This window comes from Nonomuraea sp. NPDC052129 (genome assembly GCF_040680095.1).
Classification (GTDB): domain Bacteria; phylum Actinomycetota; class Actinomycetes; order Streptosporangiales; family Streptosporangiaceae; genus Nonomuraea.
Window position 1 is genome coordinate 1 of the sequence record NZ_JBFAVX010000044.1, and the last position, 21,625, is coordinate 21,625.

Below are 21,625 nucleotides of genomic sequence, written 5' to 3' on the forward strand. Positions count from 1 at the left end.
CATCGAACTCGACATCGCCTATCCAGGCCGCATCAGGTAAAGACCGCTCTCAAGCTCTCAGGAACGATCTTTACACACCTGAAGTGACAACCTCCGAACGGTCGCTGGCGGCGGTGCTGGAGGGACGTACGGTGATCGCGATCGCGCACCGGCTGCATACGGCGCGGGATGCGGATCGGGTGGTGGTGATGGAGGGCGGGTGCGTGGTGGAGGTCGGCACGCATGATGAGCTGGTTGCGGCCGGTGGGGTTTATGAGGCGTTATGGAGGTCCTGGCACGGCTCACGCTTAGGGGACCACTGATCGGCGGGTGCGTCGGCGAGGGCGCGATACCGTCCACGGACGGGCGTGTCGGCGCAGGCGTTTGTGCGGGGTTTACAGACCTGTCAGTATGGCGTGGTGGAGCAGTACAGTCCGGGTGGGCGGCGGTTGCTGGAGGTGGCGACCGAGGTCTTCTACGCCGAGGGGATCCGGGCCACCGGCGTTGACGCGCTGGTGGAGCGGGCCGGGGTGTCCAAGCCGACCCTGTACGCCCAGTTCGGGTCGAAGGAGAACCTGGTGGCCGCCGTGCTGGAGTGGCGGCGGGCCGTACGGCAGGCGGAGCTGACCGAGTTCCTCCTCGACAGCGGCGGGTCGGCCGAGGAGCGGCTGCTGGCGGTCTTCGACTGGCTGGCGCGGGGCCACGGGAGCGAGGGGTTTCGCGGGTGCCCGTTCACCAACGCCGCGGTCGAGCTGCCCGATCCGGATCATCCGGCGCGCAAGGTGATCTCCGCGTACAAGGGGTGGTTGCGGCAGCGGTTGACCGAGTTGGCCGAGCAGGCCGGGCTGGCCGATCCTGACGGGCTGGGTTATGCGTTTTTGCTGCTCATCGACGGGGCCAATGCCCGGGTCGTGGTGGATGGGGATCGGTCGGCGATGCTGCGGGCCAAGGCCGCGGCCGCCCGGATGATCGGTGGAGTACATGGCTGAAGGGCTGGTCGCGGGGCTGGAGCACGAGTTCGCGTTCCTGGTGCCGGAGAGCAAGATCGTGGCGGGGCTGTATCCGGAGTCGGCGGAGTTCGGGGTGATGCCGCCGGTGTTCGCCACCGGGTTCCTGGTGGGGCTGTTGGAGTGGACGTGTGTACGGGCCGTCCTGCCGTACCTGGACTGGCCGCGCGAGCAGACGGTCGGCACGCGGGTCGACATCACTCACCAGGCGCCCACGCCGGCGGGGATGACGGTGACCTGCCGGGTGCGGCTGGTGTCGGTGGAGGGGCGGCGGCTGCGGTTCGAGGTGGCGGCCGGTGACGGGGTGGACGTCATCGGTGAGGGTACGCACGAGCGGGTGATCATCGACGCCGAGCGGTTCACGGCGCGTGCCCTGGCCAAGGGCAAGCCCTCCTGAGCCCGGCCGGCCCCGGCAGAGTCTCAGAGCAGGGTGCGGACAAGGTGTGCTCGCGCAGGAGTTCGGCGAGCCTGCGTACCACCTCGCCGCGGCGGGGGGCGGGCACCGTACGCCATGCCAGGAACGCCTCGTGCGCGGCCTCGATCGCCTCGTCGGCGTCGGCGGGCGTCGCGGCGGTGAGGCCGAGCAGGGTCTCGCCGGTGATCGGCGTACGGGCGTGCAGGTCGTCGCCCTCCTCCAGGGTGACGTCCAGGCGGGCCAGGATGTCGAGGGCGCGTCGGCGCAGGACGCCGGTGGCGGGCAGGGTGGTCGTGGTCATGAACGGCTCTCCGTCGCAGTACGAGGTCGGGCTCGGGGGTCAGGTGATCTCGGGCAGGCCGAGCGCGCGGGCGGCGTCCTCCAGCGAGCGCCGCTGCTGGCTCTCGTACAAGGTGAACGGGTCCAGCACCTCGGCCCCGATGGCGCCGGAGAGCCAGTCGCTGTCGTAGTCGGCGGCGGCGCGGCTGTCGTCCCTGACGCCCTGCCCGGTGAGGTTGGACTGGAAGATCCCGGCCGCCGAGCGGGGCAGGAAGTCCTCGTAGACGATGGGCTCGGCGCGCACCCAGCCGTGATCGATCAGGTCGGCGAGCCCGGTGCCGGGCCGCCGCCCGTCACGCGGGCGATCCGGCACCGTCCGATAGGTGAAGTACGCCAGCCGCTCGAGCGCCAGATCCCGCTCCGTCGCGGGAAACTCCCGATCCCAGAGGGCTGTGCGGTCGGCAGTGTGGGCGTCGGCTCTGGCTTGCAGGTCGTCGTAGCGTTCGCGGCCGGTGCGGGTCAGCGCGATTCCGCGCGCCTCCACCTCGCCGAAGCGCACCCGCAGCGATCCCGTGGTGAGGCCGCCGTCAGGCCGGCGCAGCGCGCGCGGCTCGGCCAGGGCGCGGAAGGAGGTCTGGCGCAGCAGTACGTCCGGACCGGACCAGCGCGGCGGCCCCTGGATCTGGTCGATCATGGTGATGCCGCGCTCGGTCATCCGCGCGTACAGCTCGTCGATGTCGAGTACGCGCGGCGTCAGGTGGTTGATGTGGGTGCTGGTCACGCCGCCGATGTCGGCCGCGACCGCCGAGACCTGTTCCAGGGTCTCGTACCAGGCCTGGTCGATCGGCTCCCGGCCCAGCGCGAACGCCTGGACGGCCAGCTGCGTGAAGCGTTCGGCCTGCTCGCGCGGCAGTTCGCGCTCGCGTCCGGCCCGATCGGCCAGCTCCAGCAGCTCCGGCGGGAACAGCCGCCGCGCGGCCAGGAACCTGTCCAGCCGCTCGCGCAGATCCGGGTCGAAGAAGCGGGGATCGGCAGGGGTGAGCATCGAGGTGAAGACCCGGAAGGGATCGCCGGCCAGCTCGTCGGCCGCGACGGGACGAAAGGCGGTCGAGACGACGGGCACGGCGCTGGCGGCGGCCTCCCGCAGGTCATAGAACCCGACCGGGCGCATCCCCAGCGCCCCGAAGATCCGCGCGACCTGCCGCAGCTCGGCCGGGGTGCCGACGCGGATGGCGCCGTGCCGTTCGGCGGTGACGCGCTCGATGGAGCCCAGCCGTTCGGCGTCGGCTCCCGCCCGCCGCAGCACGCCGTCGTTGACCTTCTGGGAGACCGCCACCAGCGTCCGGTAGGCGGGCACCTCCTGCCCGTACATCTCCGACAGGCGCCGCGCGAACGCCGCGCGCAGCCGCCCTTGAGAGACCATGACCATGCGTTATCTCCTCCAGGTACGGATGGCTTTGTCCACGATGGAGGCGATCCCGGGTGAATCCAAGCCCCAGCAGACCGATAGATTTCCAGCCAAAGCCCAAGCACTGCTTAGGGTGCTCTACTGGCGGCGCGGAGTCGGCATGATCAAACCCCTGCATCTGCTCACCCTGCGAGAGGTGTGCCGGACCGGATCGTTCGCGCTGGCGGCGCGCGAGCTCGGCTACACGGCCTCGGCGGTGTCGCAGCAGATCGCGGCGCTGGAGAAGGACACCGGGCTGGAGCTGTTCGAGCGCGAGGCACGCGGCGTGCGCACCACCGCCGCGGCGCACCGGCTGGTCGAGTTGAGCCAGCGGGTGCTGGCCACGCTGGAGGATTTCGGCTACGAGGTGCGCGAACTGGCCGCCGGCACCACCGGCCGGCTGCGGCTGGGCAGCTTCCCCACCGCCAGCGTACGGCTGGTGCCGCCCACCCTGTCGGCCTTCACCCGCCGCTACCCCCGCGCGGAGATCCTCCTGGAGGAGGGCGAGCCCGAGGAGCTGATCCCGCGGGTGATCGACGGCGCCCTGGACCTGGCGCTGGTCTACGAGTACGGCCTCACCCCGCAGCAGTGGCCCGACGGCCTGGCCGTCCACCACCTGCTGCGCGAGGACCTGCTCCTGCTACGGCCCCGCGACCACGCCCTGGGCGCCGAGCTGTCCGAGCTGGCCGGGGAGCGCTGGATCACCAGCCGCGAAGGCACCGGCGGCGCCCTGTCCCTGGCCCGGCTGTGCGCGGCGGCCGGGTTCGTGCCCGCGGTCACCTTCCGCAGCAACAACTACGACGTGGTCCGCCACCTGGTGGCCGCCCGGCTGGGGGTGGCGGTGGTGCCCGCTCTGGGCCATGTTCGCGACGATCGCGTCGTGGCGACGCGACTGGACCTGCCCGCCGCCCACCGCACCGTGGTCGCCCTGCACCGGGAGGCCAACGGCAACCCCCTGCTCGCCGACGCCCTGCAGACCCTGCGGCAGGCGGCCGGGCTGCACTTGAACCAAGACTGAGGCACGAGCTCCTCCATCTCGGCCGCGGCGACGTCGCCGAGGAGCGCGTAGGCGTGCGCGAGTTCGCCCAGGCAGGCTCCGGCCGGCGTGCTGGGCACGGGCAGCCGCACGACGGTGTCGCGGGCCCAGGCGAGGGCGTCGGTGAGCCGGCCGCGCAGCCGCAGCACGCGGGCCTTGGCCGCGCCGACTCCACGCGGGCCAGGCATTGCGCGGCCCGGCCCCGCGCCAGCAGGACGGCCGCCTCGGCCCCGCCGATCATGCGTTCGCCGTGCGGGCTGAGCGGGCCTCCAGGACGGCCGCGGTGTCCTCAGCCTATTTGAGTAGGCCGTGCTCATGCGAGGGAGTATCGCGCTCGGCAGGCTGGACCCATGACCAACACACCGGCCACCGGCCACCGGCCACCGGCCTGACGGACCTGGTCCGCGCGAGCCTCGGCGATCCGCTGGCCGAGATCGCCGAGGCTCGCGTCGAGCCCGTCCACCATGGTTCCGGGTCGCTGTCGACGGCCTCGCTCCACCGCATGCGCGGCACGACGACCAGCGGCGTGAGCTGGTCGTTCTTCGTCAAGTCGATCCACGCGATCAAGCACTCGGCCTGGTTCGCGCGGATGCCCGAGGGGCTGAGGGCCGAGGCGCTGGCGCAGTTCCCCTGGCGGGCCAAGCGCCTGCCGCACACCCTCGTCCACGGTGACGCCGGCCCTATGAACCTGCTGGTCCCGGCCGACGGCTCGGCGCAGTTCGTGGCCGTCGACTGGAGCTGGCCGCACCCGGCGGCCGTGGGCTTCGACCTCGGCCGGCTCCTGGTCGGCCGGGCCCACACCGGCGAGCTCGACCCCGCGGACCTGCCCGCCGTCACGAGGTGATCGAGGCCGCGTACGCCGCCGCGACGGCCGCGATCGCCGACCCCCGCGAGGTCTCCTTCGGCTACGCCGCCGCGCTCGTGCTGCGCAGTGCGTGGACCGCGATCCCCGTGAAGCTCCTTGACCATGACCCCACTGCCGAACTGCACGACCTGTTTCGCGGCCGGGCCGCACTGGCTCGCTTCATCGTCGACCTGGGGCGGTCGTTGCGCCTGTGCGACGGATGAGGAATCGGTTCTCACACCCACTCTGGTTCACATGAGAGGAAAAATGATCATGTCTTTCGCAGCGATCCGCCGTGCTCTCGCCGTGGCCTCGACCGCGGTCGCCGGCCTCACCCTCGCCGCACCCGGGGTCGCCCACGCCGAGACCACCTACTACGAGATCGTCGCCGAGCACAGCGGCAGATGCTTAGACGTCCAAGACGCCAGCCGCGCCCACGGCGCCAACGTCCTGCAGGCGATCTGCAAGGATCGCCTCAACCAGATCTGGCGTCGCCGAACCCCATGAGCGTCAGTCGTCTGTGCCCGGACGTAGCCGATGTGGACCACGCCGACGGCGCAAGTGTGGTCCAGGACCGCCGCTGGGGCGGCGAGAACCCCAGCCGGCACGCCACCAGCACTGCCTAGAGACCTTCGGCCCCCGCTCCCCGCATCGCGTCGGCGCGGGGGCCGTCCGCTTGCTACGCCATGCGGTGGACGTGCGAGGCCGGGGCGGCCTGTCGGGAGGGAGGGGCGTGCGTGCCTTCGTGCGAGGGGCATGCGCGTGCGCGCACGCGGTTGCGGGAAGGCGGGAGGGGCGGTACGCTCACCTACTTGGCACTTCAGCCAAAAGCTATATACAAGCCTCCCGTTAGGAGTATACCAGCGAATGGCTAATCGTCAAGATGCTCTCGCGGAAGCCCTTGACGTCGAGCAGGGGACCGTGTCCATGCTCTACGGCAGACTCGACGCGGCGCGTGAGCGGGCGCGGACGGTGCTGCGTGAGGTGTACGGCCGGGGCGGCGCGCTGGGCACCCGCCAGGCCAGGGTCGAGCGCGAGGTGAGCGCCTCGGAGCAGGCGCGGCGGCTGGCGCAGCTGGACGGGGTCGAGCGCGGGCTGTGCTTCGGCCGGATCGACGACAGCGGCGGCGAGACCACCTACATCGGCCGGATCGGGCTGCGCGATGAGGAGCACGAATCGGTGCTGATCGACTGGCGCGCCCCGGCGGCCCGCCCGTTCTACGTGGCCACGGCCAGCGATCCCGGCGCCCTGCTGCGCCGCCGTCACCTGCACACCCGCGAGCGCACGGTGGTGGGCCTGGATGATGAGGTGTTCGACCTGGAGCGGATGAGCGAGGGCGAGCGCCGCACGCTGGTCGGCGAGGCGGCCCTCCTGGCGGCGCTGCGCAGGGGCCGCACGGGCCGGATGGGTGACGTGGTGGCCACCATCCAGACCGAGCAGGACCGGGTGATCCGCGCCTCCCTGCAGGGGGCGCTGGTGGTACAGGGCGGCCCCGGCACCGGCAAGACCGTTGCGGCGCTGCATCGCGCCGCCTACCTCCTCTACACCCACCGCGACACGCTGGAGCGGCGGGGGGTGCTGGTGGTGGGCCCCAATCCGATGTTCCTGCGCTACATCGGCCAGGTGCTGCCGGCGCTGGGCGAGACGCAGGTGGTGATTTCGACGGTGGGGGAGTTGTTCCCCGGGGTGCGCGCGGTCGCCGTCGACGGGCCGCAGGCGGCGGTGGTCAAGGGCGACACGCGGATGGCCGAGGTGGTGGCGGCGGCGGTGCGTGAGCGGCAGCGGCTGCCCGAGGGCGATCTGGAGGTGCTGCTGGACGGCCGGGTGCTGCGGGTGCCGCGCGCGGTGTGCGCGGCGTTGCGGGAGCGGGCGCGGGCGGTGCGGTTGCCGCACAACATGGCGCGCAAGCTGTTCGTCACCGAAGTGCTGAAGGAGCTGGCGCGGGCCGAGGCGCGGGCGGTGGAGGAGGCGTTGCGGCTGGCGGAGATGGAGTTCGAGGATCCGGAGCTGGCCGAGCCGCTGGATCTGGAGCGCGATCTGGACGAGGTCGATCTCGCGCTGGCCTCCGCGCGGCTGTGGCAGGAGCCTCCGATATACGAGGCGGTGGAGGGGTTGTGGCCGGAGCTGACGCCGCAGCGCCTGATCGGGGAGTTGCTGGCCTCCCCGGAGACGCTGTGGCAGGTCTCGCCTCCGGGGCTGGAGTGGCGGGCGCTGGTACGGCCGGCGGGTTCGCCGTGGACGGTCGGCGACGTCCCGCTGCTGGATGAGGCGGCCGAGCTGCTGGGCCAGGACGACTCGGCCGACCGGTCGGCCTCGCGGGAGGCCGAGGGCGAGTGGGAGGAGCAGGAGCGCTACGCCCGGGAGGTGCTGGAGAGCACCGGCCTGCTGGAGGAGGGCATCTTCGACCGGGCCGACGTCCTGGCCGATCGCCACGCCGACACCGGCCTGGACCTGAGCACCGCCGAGCGGGCCGCGGCCGACCGCCAGTGGGCCTACGGTCATGTGATCGTGGACGAGGCGCAGGAGTTGTCGGCGATGGCGTGGCGCATGGTCATGCGCCGGGTTCCGGCCCGCTCGCTGACGGTGGTGGGCGACATCGCCCAGACGGGTTCGGCGGCGGGCGCGCGCTCGTGGGGCGAGGTGCTGGATCCCTATCTGCGTGGCCGCTGGCGGGAGGAGCGGCTGCTGGTCAACTACCGGACGCCGGCGGAGATCATGCGGGTCGCGGCCGACGTCCTGCGCGTGGTCGATCCGTCCCAGAGTGTGCCGGAGTCGGTCAGGGACGGCGAGGCCGAGCCCCGCGCGGTCCGTACGGGCCTGGCCGGGCTGCCCGCTCTGGTGGCCGAGGAGCTGGCGGTGATCGGTGAGGGCCGCCTGGCCGTCCTCACCCCGGACGCCGCTCATGCGGAGGTGGCGGCGCTGCTGCCGGGCGGCGGCGATCTGGAGGCGCCCGTGGTGGTGCTGACGGTGACCCAGTGCAAGGGGCTGGAGTTCGACGCCGTCATCGTGGTGGAGCCGGCGGCCATCATGGCGCAGTCACCGATGGGCGGCCAGGACCTCTACGTGGCGGTGACCAGGGCCACCCGCCGCCTGACGATCACCCACGAGAACGACCTGCCGCCGGCCTTGTCCCACATGTCCAAAAAATCTACTTTGTAAAGGCGCCCGGGCGGATCAAAAACCCAAACACATAATCGAATAAATACCCTCATTTAGGCCCAGAGGGCTTACGGAGGGTTACGGGTAGAGCTGGTCGGCGACCTCGCGGACGCGGGTGGTCACCTGCAGCAGGCAGCGCAGGGTCTCGGTGTCGAGGTGGTCCATGATGCGCCGGTAGTGCTCCAGGCCGACGTCGTTGATCTCGGCCAGGAGTTTGGCGCCCGCGTCCGTCAGCTCGACCCGGCGTACGCGCCGATCGTGGGGGTCTTCGCGCCGGCTGACCAGCCCATGGCTGACCAGCCGGTCGACGATGCCGGTCACGGTGCCCAGGCCGACGCCGAGGTCGTGGGCGAGCTCCTGCCCGGAGGCCGAGCCGGTGTGGGACAGCAGCATGACGACCTTGAGTTGCCGCATGGTGAGGTTGGAGGTGAATAAGGCGGACTGGGTCTGGCTGAGGGCCCGCCCGAGGCCGCGCTGGGTCTCGGTGATCCGGCGGATCAGTTCTTCGCGTTCGTCGTCCACACTCACCTCTCGCTTCCTGAGAAGGTTATCAGGAAAGCCAAGGCAGGTTAAATATTCGTACAAGGCGAAGTGTTAGTCTGGGGCGAAATCTGAAGGGACGCTCATGACCGCATTCGCCCGGTTGAGTCTTGCCAACCGCAGCCTCGTGATCTTACTGTCGATCGTGATCACCGCGTTCGGCGCGTTCACGATCCCGCAGCTCAAGCAGCAGTTGCTGCCGTCGCTGTCGTTCCCCGGCGCGTTCGTGATCGCCTCCTATCCCGGGGCTTCGCCCGAGATCGTGGAAGATCAGGTGACCAAGCCGCTGGAGGACTCCTTCCAGGGGATTGACGGCATGGAGCAGATGACCTCCACCTCCAAGGAGGGCATGACCCAGGTTCAGGTGGCCTTCGCCTTCGGCACCGACATCGAGGCGTCGATCAGCAAGATGCAGCAGGCGGTCAGCCGGGTGCAGCCGCAGTTGCCCGCCGGTGTGGATCCCCAGGTGGTCGCGGGTAACACCGATGACATTCCGGTGCTGGTGCTGGCGGTGGGCGACGGCGGCGATGAGCGGGCGATGGCCGACAAGCTGCGCCAGATCATGGTGCCGGAGCTGCAGGCCGTGGAGGGGGTACGGGAGGCGACGGTCACCGGCACCCGTGACGAGGTCGTCACGATCAAGCCGGACCTGAAGAAGATGGCGCTGGCCGGGGTGTCGGCGGCGCAGATCCCGGACGTGCTCAAGGCCAACGGGACGCCGATCCCGGCGGGCACGCTCAACTCCGGCACCTCCTCGCTCACGGTGCAGGTGGGCGAGCGCGTCGATTCGATCGACAAGCTGAAGGACCTGTACCTGACTCCGGCCCAGCCGCAGGCCACCCCGGCCCAAGCACAGCCGCAGGCGCAGCCGCAGCAGGGCCGGCCGGGCGGGCAGCAGCAGCCGGGCGGCCGGCCGGCGCAGACGACCGCGCTCGCCCAGCCCAAGCCGCTCAAGCCGGTGAAGCTGGGTTCGGTGGCCGACATCACCCGCGGCCTGGCCGAGGCGACGACGATCACCCGTACCGACGGCCGGACCAGCCTGGGCGTGTCGGTGACGATGATGCCCGACGGCAACGCGGTGTCGATCTCCAACGCGATCCGCGAGAAGCTGCCCGACCTGGGCCGCTCGCTGGGCGACTCGTCGGAGACGGCCGTGGCGGTGGTCTTCGACCAGGCCCCCTACGTTCAGCAGTCGATCGAGAGCCTGACCACCGAGGGCCTGCTGGGCCTGGCGTTCGCGGTGCTGGTCATCTTGGTGTTCCTGCTGTCGGTGCGCTCGACGCTGGTGACGGCGGTGTCGATCCCGCTGTCGGTGGTGATCGCGCTGATCGCGTTGTGGGCGGGCGACTATTCGCTGAACATGCTGACCCTCGGCGCGCTGACGATCGCGGTCGGCCGGGTGGTCGACGACTCGATCGTGGTGCTGGAGAACATCAAGCGCCACCTCGGCTACGGCGAGGCGAAACTGTCGGCGATCTTGTCGGCGGTACGCGAGGTGTCGGGCGCGGTGACGGCCTCGACGCTGACGACGGTGGCGGTGTTCGCGCCGATCGCGGTGGTCGGCGGCATGGTGGGTGAGTTGTTCGGCCCGTTCGCGGTCACGGTGGCGGTGGCGTTGCTGGCCTCGCTGGTGGTGTCGCTGACGGTGGTGCCGGTGATGGCGTACTGGTTCCTCAAGGCGCCGGTGCTGACGCCGGAGGAGGCGCGGGCGCAGCGGGAGGCGGCCGAGGCCAAGGAGCTGCGCAGCCCGCTGCAGCGCGCCTATCTGCCGGTGCTGCGCTTCGCGACGCGCTTCAAGCTGGTGACGATCCTGATCGGGCTGGCGGTGATGGTCGGCACGCTGGGACTGGCGGGCAGGCTGCAGACCAACTTCCTGGACTCCGCCGGCCAGAACACGATCTCGGTGTCGCAGAAGATGCCCGTGGGCACGGACCTGGCCACCACGGACGCGGCCGCCAAGAAGGTGGAGGGCGTCCTGGCCGGCCTGGACGGCGTGGAGACCTACCAGGTGAACGTCGGCGGCGGCAACGCGATGCGCGGCGGCGCCGGTGGCGGCGCGGATCGAGCGTCCTACTCGCTGACACTGAAGGACGGCGCCGACACCCCGGCGGTGGAGCAGGCGCTGCGCGACAAGCTGACCGGCCTTTCGGGCGTCGGTGAGGTGACGGTCGGCGGTTCGGGCGGCGGCGGCTTCTCCTCCGACTCCATCGACGTGGTCGTGCAGGCGGCCGACGCCGAGACGCTGCGCACCGCGGCCGACGCGGTCAAGACGGCGATGGGCCAGGTCTCGGGCCTGCGTGATGTGTCGTCGAACCTGGAGGCCAGCGCCCCGCGGATCGAGGTACGGGTCGACAAGGAGAAGGCGGCCGCCAAGGGGCTGTCGGAGGCGCAGATCGGCCAGTCGGTGGCGCAGGCCTTCCGCGGCGCGCCGCTGGGCCAGCTGACCATGGACGGGCGCGCCAGCGACCTGGTGCTGCGCGTGGGTGACGCTCCCGAGGACGTCAAGGAGATCGAGAAGCTGAAGCTGGTCACGGCGACGGGCCTGGTGAAGCTGTCGTCGGTGGCGGACGTCAAGCAGGTGGCCGGGCCGACGCAGGTGACCCGGATCGACGGTGAGCGCTCGGCGACGGTGTCGGCCAAGGCGACGGGTTCGGACCTGGGCAGCGTGACTCAGGCGCTGACGACGAAGCTGAACGGCGTGACGCTGGCCTCGGGCGCCTCCTACGAGATCGGCGGCGCCTCAGCCGATCAGCAGGACGCCTTCGCGGATCTGGGGCTGGCGATGCTGGCGGCGATCGCGATCGTGTTCATGATCATGGTGGCGACGTTCCGCAGCTTCGTGCAGCCGCTGATCTTGCTGGTGTCGATTCCGTTCGCCGCGACCGGCGCGGTCGGGCTGCTGGTGGCCACCGACACGGCGATGGGCGTGCCGGCGCTGATCGGCATGCTGATGCTGATCGGGATCGTGGTGACCAACGCGATCGTGCTGATCGACCTGATCAACCAGTACCGCGCTCAGGGGCTGGGGATCGTGGAGGCGGTGATCGAGGGCGGCCGGCGCAGGCTGCGGCCGATCCTGATGACGGCGGTGGCCACGATCTGCGCGCTGACGCCGATGGCGCTGGGTGTGACGGGGCAGGGCGGGTTCATCTCCCAGCCGCTGGCGGTCGTGGTCATCGGCGGGCTGATCACCTCGACCCTGCTGACGCTCGTGCTGGTTCCGACCCTCTACACGATGGTGGAGCGGGCCAAGGAGCGGCTGCGCCGCAAGCCGGCCGAGCCGAAGCGGGAAGAGGCGAAGGTTCTGGCTCCGACCCCGTAAAGCAGAGGGGTGCTCCGCCCGTACGGCCTGGTGCCGTGCGGGCGGAGCTGTGTGAATAGACTTGTCCGACGTGACTTCCAAGCCGCGTATCCCCGATGTCCTGGCCGCTCGTTATGCTTCCCCGGAGCTGGCCCGGTTGTGGTCCCCCGAGTACAAAGTCGTCGCCGAGCGGCGGCTGTGGCTGGCGGTGCTGCGGGCGCAGGCGGAGCTCGGGGTCACGGTCCCGCAGGAGGCGGTCGCCGACTACGAGAAAGTGGTCGAGCAGGTCGATCTGGCCTCCATCGCCGCGCGGGAGCGAGTGACACGCCACGACGTGAAGGCGCGCATCGAGGAGTTCAACGCGCTGGCCGGGCACGAGCAGGTGCACAAGGGCATGACCTCGCGCGACCTGACCGAGAACGTCGAGCAGCTGCAGATACGCGACAGCCTCCTGCTGGTACGCGACCGGGTGGTGGCGTTGCTGGCCCGGCTGGCGCGGCTGGCCGAGGAGCATGAGGCGACGGTGGTGGCGGGCCGTTCGCACAACGTGGCCGCGCAGGCCACCACGCTGGGCAAGCGGTTCGCCTCGGCGGCCGATGAGCTGCTGGTGGCCTTCGGCCGGCTGGAGGAGCTGATCGCCCGCTACCCGCTGCGGGGCATCAAGGGACCGGTGGGCACCGCCCAGGACATGCTGGACCTGCTGGACGGCGACCGCGCGAAGCTGGCGGAGCTGGAGGGCCGGGTGGCCGCGCACCTGGGGTTCGAGCGGCGTTTCACCAGCGTGGGCCAGGTGTACCCGCGCTCGCTGGACTTCGAGGTCGTCTCGGCCCTGCTACAGCTGGCGGCCTCGCCGTCGTCGCTGGCCAAGACGATCCGGCTGATGGCCGGGCACGAACTGGTGACGGAGGGGTTCAAGGAGGGGCAGGTCGGCTCGTCGGCGATGCCGCACAAGATGAACACCCGCTCCTGCGAGCGGGTGAACGGCCTGACGGTGGTGCTGCGCGGTTACGCCTCGATGGTGGCCGAGCTGGCCGGCGACCAGTGGAACGAGGGCGATGTGTCGTGCTCGGTGGTACGCCGGGTGGCGCTGCCGGACGCCTTCTTCGCCTTCGACGGGCTGGTGGAGACGATGCTGACGGTCCTGGACGAGTTCGGCGCCTTCCCGGCGGTGATCTCGGCGGAACTGGACCGCTACCTGCCGTTCCTGGCCACGACGAAGATGCTCATGGCGGCGGTCCGCGCCGGGGTCGGCCGGGAGCGGGCACACGAGCTGATCAAGGAGCACGCGGTGGCTTCGGCGCTGGCGATGCGCTCGCAGGGCGCGGCCAACGAGCTGCTGGACCGGCTGGCGGCCGATGAGCGTTTCCCGCTGGACCGGGACGCCTTGGCGGCGCTGCTGGCCGACCGGGTGTCGTTCACCGGCGCGGCGGCCGAGCAGGTGGCGGCGGTGTCGCGGTCGGTGGGCGAGATCGTGGCGGCCCATCCGGAGGCGGCGGCCTACCGGCCGGGCTCGATTCTGTGATCGTCGAGCTGTCGCGGCTGGATGAGCCTGCCCGGCCCGCCGGCTCCCGGTCCGGCTCCGGTCTCGGGCCCGGTCTCGGGGGACGCGGCGGGCGGCCCGGACGGGGCCGGGTGGCTGGGGCCGGAGACGGACGTGGAGGTGGCCGGGTTGCTGGCGGGCGCCGCGCCGGATTCGTACGCGGTGCCAGGCGTGCCCGGAGTACGGCGATGGGCCGGGGTGCGGACCGGCGGCGGGCTGGCGGCGGTGGCGGCCGAGGCGTGGAGCGCCCCCTCGGTCGGCTTCCTGGCGGGAGTGGCGACGGCGGCCCGCTTTCGCGGGCGAGGGCTGGCACATCGGCTGTGCCGGTGGGTCTCGGGCGAGATGGTGGCGGCGCGGGGCCGGGCGGCGCTGATGGTGGATGAGGACAACCGGGCGGCGATCGGGGTGTACGAGCGGATCGGCTACCGGCGCCGCGCGCTCATGGCCTCGCAAGTGGTGTAGAGCGGGCCTATCGAGGAGGGCCGCTGCCGCTGCCGTACGGGAACGGCGGGCTTGTGCGCCTTTATGGGCGGGCGTGGCGGAGCAGCTCGGTGAGCAGGGGGCGCAGGGCGGCGGGCACCTCGGACTCGGTCAGCTCGGTCACCTGGTCACCGGTGGGACGGTGGACCGTCAGCCGGTAGCGGGGCTGGGAGGAGCCGGACGGCTCGGCGGCCGCGCCGGAGCCGAGGTGCCGCAGCAGGTCGTCGACGGCCTCGTCCAGGTCGGTGTCGAGGGTGGCGGTGCGGCGCAGGCCGGTGAAGCCGCCGCTGGTTTCGAGCGTGACACGCATGGGCGTCCTTCCGGCTGGCTGTTCACCCCACGGTACGGGGCTCCGCACGGATCCGGGGCGGGCTTGGCCGCGCAACCCTCGCGGCAAGCCTCGTCGCCGGACCCGTGCGGAAGGGGTTACCAGAATCCCTGCTGCCTGGCGGCGCCGCGGACGGTCTGGGGCGACTGGCGGGGGACCAGGCCGGCGCGGGCCAGGATGCGGGCCTGGGCGACGGCGACGGCGGCGGCGTCGGCGAACTTGGCGTTGGGCCACAGGTTCTGCAACGTCTGGTACATGATCACGGTGGTGGCGTCGAGGCCGAGGTCCTGGCTGATGAGGTAGAACCAGCGGTTGGTGATGCCGGACATGATGTGCGGGTCGGCGGGTTCGAAGTAACCGGACATGTCGCGCGGTTGCGGGTCGCGGCCCATCAGGGGGTTGTCGAAGGCGGTGCCGGGTTCGGCCATGTTGCGCAGCGCCTCGCCGTACAGGTCGTCGGCCATGATCTCATCGCCGATGAGCCAGTTGTGGGTGTGGGCGTCCTGGCCGCCGGTGTAGGCGTCGATGGCGGTGCCGAGCATGTCGCTGAAGGATTCGTTCAGGGCGCCGCTCTGGTCGTTGGTGTAGTTGAGGTTGGCGCTGAACTGGGTGACGCCGTGGGTGAGCTCGTGGGCGCACACGTCCATGCTGGCGGTCAGGTCCTTGAAGACCTGGCCGCTGCCGTTGCCGAACACCATGCGCAGGCCGGAGTCGTCCCAGAAGGCGTTGTCGAAGGCGAGGCCGAAGTTGACGTTGGCGACGAGGTTGAGCCCGGCGTTGTCGATGGACTCGCGGCCGAGCCGGTCCTTGTAGTAGGCGCGTACGGCGCCGAGGCGATCGTAGGCGTCGTTGGCGTTCTGGGCCGCGACGGCGGGGTCTCCTTCGCCGCGGATGAAGGTGACGTCGAAGGTCCACTGGTTGAGGTCGTCGTAGACGAGGCGTCCGGCGGTGCCGGGTTTGGGGACGGTCAGGCCCGGCGGGACGCTTTCGGGTTCGGCGGTCAGGCGCTGCTGGGCCAGGGGGAGGGCGTCGGTGCTGCGCCTGCCGCGGCGGAACTGGGCGGAGACGACGGCCGAGCGCTGGGCAGGTGAGGGTTCGGCGCTCTGCTGTGCCTGGACCTTGGCGATGTGGTCGAGGACGTGGGGCGGGACGAAAGAGCAGCGATATGCCATGGCTGAGCCCTTTTGGCGAGAACGGATTCTGACGTTTCCACGTAAGCGGGACCGGGTGCGGGGCGCATCCGTGGCGGTCTCAGGGCTATCCCTAGGCGGGATTCGGGGGGCGTGCGGGGCGGTGTTCGGGGCGGCCGGAAAATCGGATGAGGTTCGGCAGGCCGTCAGGCACAGTTGACAGTGTGATGTCCGATTTTGTTCCTGGTATCGAGTTGTCCCGAGACTTTTATGCCGAGGTGGTGGCGCCGCTGGTGGAGCGGGTGCCGCACAGTGCCGCGCTGATCGGGCCGGGCTCGGAGGTGCTGGCCTTCGACACGGGCCGCTCCGCCGATCACGACTGGGGCCCGCGGGTGCTGGTGTTCGTGGAGCCGGAGCGGGTGGCGCAGGTGGAGGCGCAGGTGCTGGCCGGGCTGCCCGAACGGTTTCGGGGGCTGGAGACGGTGTTCGACTACCACGGTGCCCGGCGGCCGGGCGTGGTCGTCGCCGATCTGGAGGCGTGGCTGGTGGAGCGGCTGGGGTTCGACCCGCGGCGGGGGGTGTCGCTGCTGGACTGGCTGTCGGTGCCGTGGCAGAGCCTGGCGGAGGTGACGCTGGGGGAGGTGTTCCATGACGGGCTGGGCGGCCTGGAGGAGGCACGGGCGGCGCTGCGCTGGTATCCGGGCGATGTGTGGCGGTACGTACTGGCGTGCCAGTGGCGGCGCATCGCCCAGGAGGAGCCGTTCCCCGGCCGGTCGGGAGAGGTGGGGGATGAGCTCGGCTCGGCCGTCGTGGGGGCACGGCTGAGCCGGGAGGTGATGCGGCTGGCGCTGCTGCTGCGCCGCCGCTACCCGCCCTACGCCAAATGGCTGGGCAGCGCCCTGGCGCGGATGCCCGGCTCGACGGAGCTGGGGGAGTCGCTGGGGCTGGCGGTGGCCGCCCGGTCATGGCGGGAGCGGGAGGACGGGCTGGCCGCCGCCTACGGGCGGCTGGCGGCGCTGCAGAACCGGGTGGCGCTGGCCGAGCCGCTGGATGAGCGGGTACGGGACTTCCACGACCGGCCCTTCCGCGTCATCGGCGGCGACCGGTTCGTCCAGGCGCTGCTGGGATCGGTGTCGGACCCGGTGATCAGGGGGTTGCCGGTGGTGGGGTGCGTGGACCAGCTGTCGGATTCGGTGGACCTGCTGCTGGAGCCGCGCCGCGCCCGGGCGGTGACGGCGGCGGCTCTCGGCCTGGGCGCCTGAGCGCCGCTCAGGCCCGCGTACGGCCGAACAGGCGGGCGCCGCCGAACACGCACACGGCCGCCAGGGCCACGGTGACGGCGGCGCCGGTCAGGACGGTGGCGTTGGCGTAGTGGCCCTGGAAGACCTGCCGTACCGCGTCGACGGTGTAGCGCAGGGGCACCACCCGGGAGGCGGCGTCGAGCCAGCCCGGCGCCAGGCTCATCGGCAGCAGCAGGCCCGACAGCAGCATGAGCGGCATGCCGGCGGTGTTGGCGATGGCCGCGAACTCCGGCGGCGTGGCGACGTTCATGGCCAGCCCGTAGGACAGGGCCGACAGGGCGGCGGCCAGGACGGCGACGAAGGCCAGGCCCAGCACGATCCCGGCCAGCGGGGCGCGCAGCCCGAAGGCCAGGCCGAGCCCGATGAGCAGGATCGACTGGGCCAGCAGCTGCACGACGTCGCGCAGCGTGCGGCCCAGCAGCAGGGCCAGCGGGTGGACGGGGGTGACGCGCATGCGGTCGATGACGCCGAGATTGCGGTCCATCAGCAGGCCGAGCCCGACGAACGAGCCGCCGAGCAGGGCGAGCTGCACCAGCACGCCGGGGACCAGCGCCTGCCAGGACGATCCGCCCATGCCGAGGTCGAGCCTGGTCAGCAGCGGGCCGAACAGCGCCAGGAACAGCAGCGGCTGCAGCATGCCGAACCACAGGCTGGTCGTGGAGCGCAGCGTGGCGCGCAGGTAGCGGCCGAAAATGATGCCGGTGTCGGTGAGAAGGGTCATGGGTCTGTGTTCCTGTGGGTCTAGATGGACAGATGGGTCTAGATGGACAGGGGTTCGCCGGTGTTGGTGTGGCCGGTGATGGCCAGGAAGGCCTCCTGCAGGCTGGCGGCCGGATCGCCGGTGTGGCGGGACTTGAGCTCGGCGGGGGTGCCTTCGGCGACGACCGCTCCGGCGTCCACGACGACGATGCGGTCGGCGAGCGCGTCGGCCTCGTCGAGGTAGTGGGTGGTCAGGAAGACCGTGGTGCCGTGCTCGGCGCGGATGCGGCGCACCAGCTCCCACAGCTCGGCGCGGCTGCCGGGGTCCAGGCCGGTGCTCGGCTCGTCGAGGAAGAGCACCTCAGGCCGGTTGACCAGGCCGAGCGCGATCTCCAGCCGGCGGCGCTGGCCACCGGACAGGGCGGCGCTCGGCCGCTCCATCAGCTCGGCCAGAGCCAGGTCGCGGGCCAGTTCCTCGGCTCGCTCGCCGGCCTGGCTTCTGGTCAGGCGGTGCAGCCGGCCCTGGGTGATGAGCTCCTCGCGTACGCCGCAGCCGGGGTCGAGGCCGCCGGACTGGGCGACGTAGCCGATGCGGCGGCGTACCCCGGCGGGGTCGGCGAGCAGGTCGTGCCCGGCCACCTCGGCGTGGCCGCCGCTGGGCGGCAGGAGGGTGGTGAGCATGCGGACGGTGGTGGTCTTGCCGGCGCCGTTCGGGCCGAGGAAGCCGAGGATCTCGCCGCGCTGCACGGTCAGGTCGATGCCGCGTACGGCGTGGACGGGGCCTTTGGCCAGGGTGAAGGTACGCATCAGGCCCCGGACGTGGATGGCTGGTTCAGGCATGCCGCCGATGGAACCACACCCCACTCCAAAATTGCAATCGACTTAAAGTTTGGAGTTGAGTTAAGCTATTCGGCATGACCGAGGGCTTGCGGGAACGCAAGAAGCAGCAGACCCGCCACCGCATCCGCGACGTGGCCACCGCCTTGTTCGTCGAACGCGGCTTCGACCACGTCACCATCGCCGAAGTCGCGGCGGCGGCCGAGGTGTCCGTCAACACCGTCTACAACTACTTCCAGACCAAGGAGGACCTCGTCCTGCCGCCCGAGGAGGCCTCACCCCAGCGCCTGGCCGACATCGTGCGCCACCGCCCCGCCGGCCAGGCCGCCGTCCCCGCCGTCCTGGAACACCTGCGCCAGGAGGTACGGCGGCGCGAACGCAAACTCGGCCTGACCGACGGCTTCGGCCGCGTCTTCGACATGATGCGCGCCGCCCCCACCCTCACCGCCCGCCTGGGCGACCTCGGCCGGCAGATGACCGACGAACTGGCCGCCGTCCTGGCCGAGGAGAGCGGCGCCGCGCCCGGCGACCCCCTGCCCGGCATGGTGGCCTGGCACATCGGCGGCTTCCACGCGCTGGTCTACGCCGAGATCGGCAAACGGACCGCGGCAGGGCAGGGCCCCGACGCCATCGCCGCGGCCGTGCTGGAACTCATCGACGTCTACGAGGACCTGCTCGGAGACCGTCTTCGTACCTACGCCACACGTAAGGACTGACCAATGTTCAGAGTGACGATCCGAGGCACCTTCGAGGGCCTGGACGAGGCCACGCGTGAGGCCGTACGGGCCGCGGCAGGCGCCGCCTTCACCGAGGCCGGGACCTTCACCCACGACCAGAGCGTGTCGGCCTTCACCTTCCGCTGCCAGATCCCCGCGGGCCCCGACGACGGCGAGCACGAGGCCACCACGGCCGCGATGGCCGCCCTGGACGCCCACGGACACCCCTACCGCCTGCTGCGCGTCGCGGTGACGGACATGCGCGACATCAAGATCCGCCGCAAGGGCCGCCCGAGAGCGAGCTCGGGCTGAGCCCCGCCACCGGCCGCCCGGCATCCCGGGAACGGCCCGCCGCGTTCACGTGACGGCGTCGGCGGCGCGGATCTCGGCGGCCTTCCAAGCGGAGACAGATCAACGCGGCACATCACGGCCGCACGTGACCGCGGCTGCGGCTTCGGCGGCAACCGGCCTTCTTCAGCCGCGGCGATCACCTCACTCAGCCGCTCGGACCTGGCCACCAGCAACTCATGCCGGCGGCGCAGATGCGTCAGCTCATCGGCACGCGGCTCGTCCAGAATGACGGCCACCTCCTCCAGCGCGAAACCCAGCTCCCGATACAGCAGCACCTGCTGCAACCTGACCAGATCCGCCTCGGTGTAACGCCGGTAACCGGCCGCCGTCCGCTCACCCGGACTGAGCAGGCCGATGTCGTCATAGTGATGCAGCGTCCGCACGGTGACACCGGCCAGCCTGGACACCTGCCCCACGGAGAAGCTCGTGACACCCACCATGAACCCTCACGTTCCGTCAGGCACAAGCCCCGGGCTGGACTCTCCCACAGCCGGAGGCCCCATGCTGGGGGACGTGGACGACGACCTCCTGCCGATCGGACAGTTCGCCCGGCTCACCCGCCTGAGCGTCAAGCAACTGCGGCACTACGACGAGATCGGGCTACTCCGGCCCGCCTGCGTGGACACCGCCACCGGCTACCGCTACTACCGCGCCGCCCAGGCCCGCACGGCGATGTCGATCGGGCTGCTGCGCTCCCTCGACGTGCCGCTGCCCGTCGTCGGCCAGGTCCTGGCCGGCACCGAAGGCGCCCTGGAGTCCGTACACGACGCACTGGAGGCCGAACTGGCCCGGCGGCGGCGCACACTGGCCTCCCTGGAACGCGTCATAGCCGACGGCCTGCCCGCCACCCAGATCCGCATCGTCACCGAACCGGCCCACCGCGTCGCGCTCGTGCGCGAACGCGCCACCGGCCCGGCCGACATCGCCCGCGCCACCACCGCCGCGATGTCACGCCTGACAGCCGGCCTGCTGCACGGGCCGGCGACCCGATCCGACACAGGCACTGCCACAGACACCGACACTGACGCGGGGAATGCCACGGGGAGCGTCGCCGGCACCGACCCGGCACACTCCGGCGCGACGCCCTCCGCGACGCCCTCCGCGATGTCCGGTGCGGCGCCCTCCGCGAACTCTTCCCCGGCGCCCTCCGCGAACTCTTCCCCGGCGCTCTCCGTGATGTCCTCCGATACCCCCTCCGCGGCCCCCGGCAGCCGTCCAACTACCGCTGACACGCCCCCAGCCCTGCCCGGTGGGGGAGCGGCCGCCGGTGGCCCGCGTTTGATCGGCCTGTTCCCCGTCGACCTGACCGACGACTTCGACGTGAGCGCCGCGCTCGTCCTGGCAGACGGCTGGCACGCCGGCGGGGGAGCACAGGTCGACGTGCTGCCCGGCGGTACCTTCGCCACCGCCACCCACCTCGGCCCCTACGACCAGATCTCCCTGACCGCCCACGCCGTCCTGGCCTGGTGCGCCGAACGCCGCCACCCCATGCGCGGCCCGATCCGCGAGGTATACGTGTCCGACCCGGCCCACACCCCGCCCGACCAGCTGATCACCCACCTGATGATCCCTTTGGAGGACGAGTCATGAGCGCCGAACTGATCACCCAAGGCCCCGTCACCTGCCTGAACGTCACCGGCATCGGCGAGCCAGGCGGAGCCGAACACCTGTCCGCGATCGGCGCCCTGCACGCCGTCGCCGGCGCGATGGGCGGCCCAGCCGGGCCGCTGGAGGGCCTGTGGTGGGTGGAGGACGAGCGCCCGGGACTGCAGGTGCCGCGCGAGCAGTGGCGCTGGCACCTGCTGCTGCCCCTGCCCGCCACACCCGAGCCCGGACGCCTGGAACAAGCCCGCGAGTCCGTACGCGCGAGCGGCGCGGCCGTCGACCGCGTACGGGTGGCCGTCTTCACCGAAGGACAGTGCGTGCAGATGCTGCACAACGGCCCCTACAGCGAGGAACCCGTGACCCTGAAGGTGATGGAGGAGTACATGGACGAGCACGGCCTGGTCGCCAACGGGCCGCACCACGAGGTGTACCTGACGGAGTTCGACGACCCCGACCCGCGCACGCTGCTGCGCCAGCCCGTCCGCCCGGCATGAACCGCCTCACCCGTTAATCAGGGGTTCATCTGGGGTCGCACGATCTTCCCCCGCCGCCGCGCCGGCTCTTACATTCCGAAGCGTCACCCCATCCCGAGCGTCACCGCGGACACACCGGCCCAGCGAGGTCAGGCCGG

23 protein-coding genes and 1 pseudogene are annotated in these 21,625 nt (G+C 71.3%); 16 read left to right on the forward strand and 8 right to left on the reverse strand.

All coding sequences use genetic code 11. The annotated features are described in order from the left end of the window. From AB0L53_RS52360 to AB0L53_RS52370, 3 genes and pseudogenes are all read left to right on the forward strand, one after another. Window positions 1–302, forward strand: a pseudogene (locus AB0L53_RS52360) (hypothetical protein); the annotation flags it as partial. 96 nt (window positions 303–398) lie between these two features. Next, window positions 399–968 carry a TetR/AcrR family transcriptional regulator gene (locus tag AB0L53_RS52365; RefSeq protein WP_364012313.1) on the forward strand — a complete coding sequence of 190 codons (570 nt, stop codon included), beginning with the start codon at window positions 399–401 and terminating at the stop codon, window positions 966–968. Continuing rightward, window positions 961–1,383, forward strand: coding sequence for a thioesterase family protein (locus AB0L53_RS52370; protein WP_358549437.1), 423 nt, complete (start codon window positions 961–963; stop codon window positions 1,381–1,383). The genes AB0L53_RS52365 and AB0L53_RS52370 overlap by 8 nt, the downstream gene beginning before the upstream one ends. Here AB0L53_RS52370 and AB0L53_RS52375 read toward each other — a convergent pair. Together AB0L53_RS52375 and AB0L53_RS52380 are read right to left on the reverse strand one after the other, a co-directional pair. Continuing rightward, window positions 1,346–1,702, reverse strand: coding sequence for an aldehyde dehydrogenase family protein (locus AB0L53_RS52375; protein WP_364012317.1), 357 nt, complete (start codon window positions 1,700–1,702; stop codon window positions 1,346–1,348). The two genes, AB0L53_RS52370 and AB0L53_RS52375, sit on opposite strands and share 38 nt — an antisense overlap. Window positions 1,703–1,741: 39 nt before the next feature. Further along, on the reverse strand, window positions 1,742–3,109 hold the full coding sequence (locus AB0L53_RS52380; RefSeq protein ID WP_364012320.1) for a VOC family protein: 1,368 nt from the start codon (window positions 3,107–3,109) through the stop codon (window positions 1,742–1,744). Between the two features lie 139 nt (window positions 3,110–3,248). On the opposite strand from AB0L53_RS52380, the gene AB0L53_RS52385 reads away from it, so the two are divergent. The 5 genes from AB0L53_RS52385 (at window position 3,249) to AB0L53_RS52405 (ending at window position 8,166) form a co-directional block, all read left to right on the forward strand. Continuing rightward, entirely contained in the window at window positions 3,249–4,145 is an 897-nt protein-coding gene (locus tag AB0L53_RS52385) for a LysR substrate-binding domain-containing protein (RefSeq protein ID WP_364012323.1), read from the forward strand. A gap of 316 nt (window positions 4,146–4,461) precedes the next feature. After that, window positions 4,462–5,007 carry a hypothetical protein gene (locus tag AB0L53_RS52390; protein WP_364012325.1) on the forward strand — a complete coding sequence of 182 codons (546 nt, stop codon included), beginning with the start codon at window positions 4,462–4,464 and terminating at the stop codon, window positions 5,005–5,007. Then, on the forward strand, window positions 5,004–5,231 hold the full coding sequence (locus AB0L53_RS52395; RefSeq protein WP_364012328.1) for a hypothetical protein: 228 nt from the start codon (window positions 5,004–5,006) through the stop codon (window positions 5,229–5,231). Before AB0L53_RS52390 ends, AB0L53_RS52395 begins: the two co-directional genes overlap by 4 nt. A 49-nt stretch (window positions 5,232–5,280) precedes the next feature. Continuing rightward, window positions 5,281–5,514, forward strand: a complete 234-nt coding sequence (locus AB0L53_RS52400; protein ID WP_364012331.1) for an RICIN domain-containing protein — start codon at window positions 5,281–5,283, stop codon at window positions 5,512–5,514. A gap of 360 nt (window positions 5,515–5,874) precedes the next feature. Continuing rightward, window positions 5,875–8,166, forward strand: coding sequence for an ATP-binding domain-containing protein (locus AB0L53_RS52405; protein ID WP_364012334.1), 2,292 nt, complete (start codon window positions 5,875–5,877; stop codon window positions 8,164–8,166). Window positions 8,167–8,244: 78 nt separating this feature from the next. Here the strand turns inward: AB0L53_RS52405 and AB0L53_RS52410 are convergent, their stop codons facing one another. Continuing rightward, window positions 8,245–8,694, reverse strand: coding sequence for a MarR family transcriptional regulator (locus AB0L53_RS52410; RefSeq protein WP_364012337.1), 450 nt, complete (start codon window positions 8,692–8,694; stop codon window positions 8,245–8,247). Window positions 8,695–8,791: 97 nt separating this feature from the next. Here AB0L53_RS52410 and AB0L53_RS52415 point away from each other — a divergent pair, with 97 nt between their 5' ends. From AB0L53_RS52415 to AB0L53_RS52425, 3 genes are all read left to right on the forward strand, one after another. Continuing rightward, window positions 8,792–12,028 carry an efflux RND transporter permease subunit gene (locus tag AB0L53_RS52415; RefSeq protein WP_364012340.1) on the forward strand — a complete coding sequence of 1,079 codons (3,237 nt, stop codon included), beginning with the start codon at window positions 8,792–8,794 and terminating at the stop codon, window positions 12,026–12,028. A gap of 70 nt (window positions 12,029–12,098) precedes the next feature. Next, window positions 12,099–13,529, forward strand: a complete 1,431-nt coding sequence (gene purB, locus AB0L53_RS52420) for an adenylosuccinate lyase (protein WP_364012343.1) — start codon at window positions 12,099–12,101, stop codon at window positions 13,527–13,529. A 21-nt stretch (window positions 13,530–13,550) separates the two neighbouring features. After that, entirely contained in the window at window positions 13,551–14,009 is a 459-nt protein-coding gene (locus AB0L53_RS52425) for a GNAT family N-acetyltransferase (RefSeq protein ID WP_364012346.1), read from the forward strand. 61 nt (window positions 14,010–14,070) lie between these two features. Here the strand turns inward: AB0L53_RS52425 and AB0L53_RS52430 are convergent, their stop codons facing one another. After that, a complete protein-coding gene (locus AB0L53_RS52430) occupies window positions 14,071–14,337 on the reverse strand; it encodes a protealysin inhibitor emfourin (RefSeq protein WP_364012348.1) in 267 nt (88 codons plus the stop codon). A gap of 116 nt (window positions 14,338–14,453) precedes the next feature. Continuing rightward, the gene (locus tag AB0L53_RS52435; protein ID WP_364012351.1) at window positions 14,454–15,527 is read right to left on the reverse strand and encodes a M4 family metallopeptidase; all 1,074 of its coding nucleotides are present in this window, start codon (window positions 15,525–15,527) and stop codon (window positions 14,454–14,456) included. A 185-nt stretch (window positions 15,528–15,712) separates the two neighbouring features. On the opposite strand from AB0L53_RS52435, the gene AB0L53_RS52440 reads away from it, so the two are divergent. After that, window positions 15,713–16,747 carry a DUF4037 domain-containing protein gene (locus AB0L53_RS52440; RefSeq protein ID WP_358203468.1) on the forward strand — a complete coding sequence of 345 codons (1,035 nt, stop codon included), beginning with the start codon at window positions 15,713–15,715 and terminating at the stop codon, window positions 16,745–16,747. Between the two features lie 7 nt (window positions 16,748–16,754). Here the strand turns inward: AB0L53_RS52440 and AB0L53_RS52445 are convergent, their stop codons facing one another. Next, window positions 16,755–17,507 (reverse strand): ABC transporter permease, encoded by a 753-nt coding sequence (locus AB0L53_RS52445; protein ID WP_364012355.1) that lies wholly within the window; start codon window positions 17,505–17,507, stop codon window positions 16,755–16,757. Between the two features lie 38 nt (window positions 17,508–17,545). Further along, entirely contained in the window at window positions 17,546–18,325 is a 780-nt protein-coding gene (locus AB0L53_RS52450; protein WP_364012358.1) for an ATP-binding cassette domain-containing protein, read from the reverse strand. A gap of 74 nt (window positions 18,326–18,399) precedes the next feature. Here AB0L53_RS52450 and AB0L53_RS52455 point away from each other — a divergent pair, with 74 nt between their 5' ends. Together AB0L53_RS52455 and AB0L53_RS52460 are read left to right on the forward strand one after the other, a co-directional pair. Continuing rightward, the gene (locus AB0L53_RS52455) at window positions 18,400–19,038 is read left to right on the forward strand and encodes a TetR/AcrR family transcriptional regulator (RefSeq protein WP_364012361.1); all 639 of its coding nucleotides are present in this window, start codon (window positions 18,400–18,402) and stop codon (window positions 19,036–19,038) included. 3 nt (window positions 19,039–19,041) lie between these two features. Then, complete coding sequence (locus tag AB0L53_RS52460) at window positions 19,042–19,350, forward strand: DUF6204 family protein (RefSeq protein ID WP_364012364.1); 309 nt, start codon at window positions 19,042–19,044, stop codon at window positions 19,348–19,350. Here the strand turns inward: AB0L53_RS52460 and AB0L53_RS52465 are convergent. Then, a complete protein-coding gene (locus tag AB0L53_RS52465; RefSeq protein ID WP_364012367.1) occupies window positions 19,266–19,829 on the reverse strand; it encodes a MerR family transcriptional regulator in 564 nt (187 codons plus the stop codon). The genes AB0L53_RS52460 and AB0L53_RS52465 overlap by 85 nt on opposite strands. Before the next feature lie 73 nt (window positions 19,830–19,902). Here AB0L53_RS52465 and AB0L53_RS52470 point away from each other — a divergent pair, with 73 nt between their 5' ends. Next, window positions 19,903–20,979, forward strand: a complete 1,077-nt coding sequence (locus tag AB0L53_RS52470) for a MerR family transcriptional regulator (protein ID WP_364012371.1) — start codon at window positions 19,903–19,905, stop codon at window positions 20,977–20,979. Next, window positions 20,976–21,488 (forward strand): GyrI-like domain-containing protein, encoded by a 513-nt coding sequence (locus AB0L53_RS52475; protein ID WP_364012374.1) that lies wholly within the window; start codon window positions 20,976–20,978, stop codon window positions 21,486–21,488. Before AB0L53_RS52470 ends, AB0L53_RS52475 begins: the two co-directional genes overlap by 4 nt. Window positions 21,489–21,625: the final 137 nt, after the last annotated feature.

Excerpts from the sequence above, each read along its gene's own strand:
- AB0L53_RS52370 (WP_358549437.1), top strand. The coding sequence starts at position 961 with ATGGCTGAAGGGCTGGTCGCGGGGCTGGAGCACGAGTTCGCGTTCCTG.
- AB0L53_RS52375 (WP_364012317.1), bottom strand. The coding sequence starts at position 1,702 with ATGACCACGACCACCCTGCCCGCCACCGGCGTCCTGCGCCGACGCGCC.
- AB0L53_RS52380 (WP_364012320.1), bottom strand. The coding sequence starts at position 3,109 with ATGGTCATGGTCTCTCAAGGGCGGCTGCGCGCGGCGTTCGCGCGGCGC.
- AB0L53_RS52385 (WP_364012323.1), top strand. The coding sequence starts at position 3,249 with ATGATCAAACCCCTGCATCTGCTCACCCTGCGAGAGGTGTGCCGGACC.
- AB0L53_RS52400 (WP_364012331.1), top strand. The coding sequence starts at position 5,281 with ATGTCTTTCGCAGCGATCCGCCGTGCTCTCGCCGTGGCCTCGACCGCG.
- AB0L53_RS52405 (WP_364012334.1), top strand. The coding sequence starts at position 5,875 with ATGGCTAATCGTCAAGATGCTCTCGCGGAAGCCCTTGACGTCGAGCAG.
- AB0L53_RS52415 (WP_364012340.1), top strand. The coding sequence starts at position 8,792 with ATGACCGCATTCGCCCGGTTGAGTCTTGCCAACCGCAGCCTCGTGATC.
- AB0L53_RS52425 (WP_364012346.1), top strand. The coding sequence starts at position 13,551 with ATGAGCCTGCCCGGCCCGCCGGCTCCCGGTCCGGCTCCGGTCTCGGGC.
- AB0L53_RS52430 (WP_364012348.1), bottom strand. The coding sequence starts at position 14,337 with ATGCGTGTCACGCTCGAAACCAGCGGCGGCTTCACCGGCCTGCGCCGC.
- AB0L53_RS52435 (WP_364012351.1), bottom strand. The coding sequence starts at position 15,527 with ATGGCATATCGCTGCTCTTTCGTCCCGCCCCACGTCCTCGACCACATC.
- AB0L53_RS52440 (WP_358203468.1), top strand. The coding sequence starts at position 15,713 with ATGTCCGATTTTGTTCCTGGTATCGAGTTGTCCCGAGACTTTTATGCC.
- AB0L53_RS52445 (WP_364012355.1), bottom strand. The coding sequence starts at position 17,507 with ATGACCCTTCTCACCGACACCGGCATCATTTTCGGCCGCTACCTGCGC.
- AB0L53_RS52450 (WP_364012358.1), bottom strand. The coding sequence starts at position 18,325 with ATGCCTGAACCAGCCATCCACGTCCGGGGCCTGATGCGTACCTTCACC.
- AB0L53_RS52455 (WP_364012361.1), top strand. The coding sequence starts at position 18,400 with ATGACCGAGGGCTTGCGGGAACGCAAGAAGCAGCAGACCCGCCACCGC.
- AB0L53_RS52460 (WP_364012364.1), top strand. The coding sequence starts at position 19,042 with ATGTTCAGAGTGACGATCCGAGGCACCTTCGAGGGCCTGGACGAGGCC.
- AB0L53_RS52465 (WP_364012367.1), bottom strand. The coding sequence starts at position 19,829 with ATGGTGGGTGTCACGAGCTTCTCCGTGGGGCAGGTGTCCAGGCTGGCC.
- AB0L53_RS52475 (WP_364012374.1), top strand. The coding sequence starts at position 20,976 with ATGAGCGCCGAACTGATCACCCAAGGCCCCGTCACCTGCCTGAACGTC.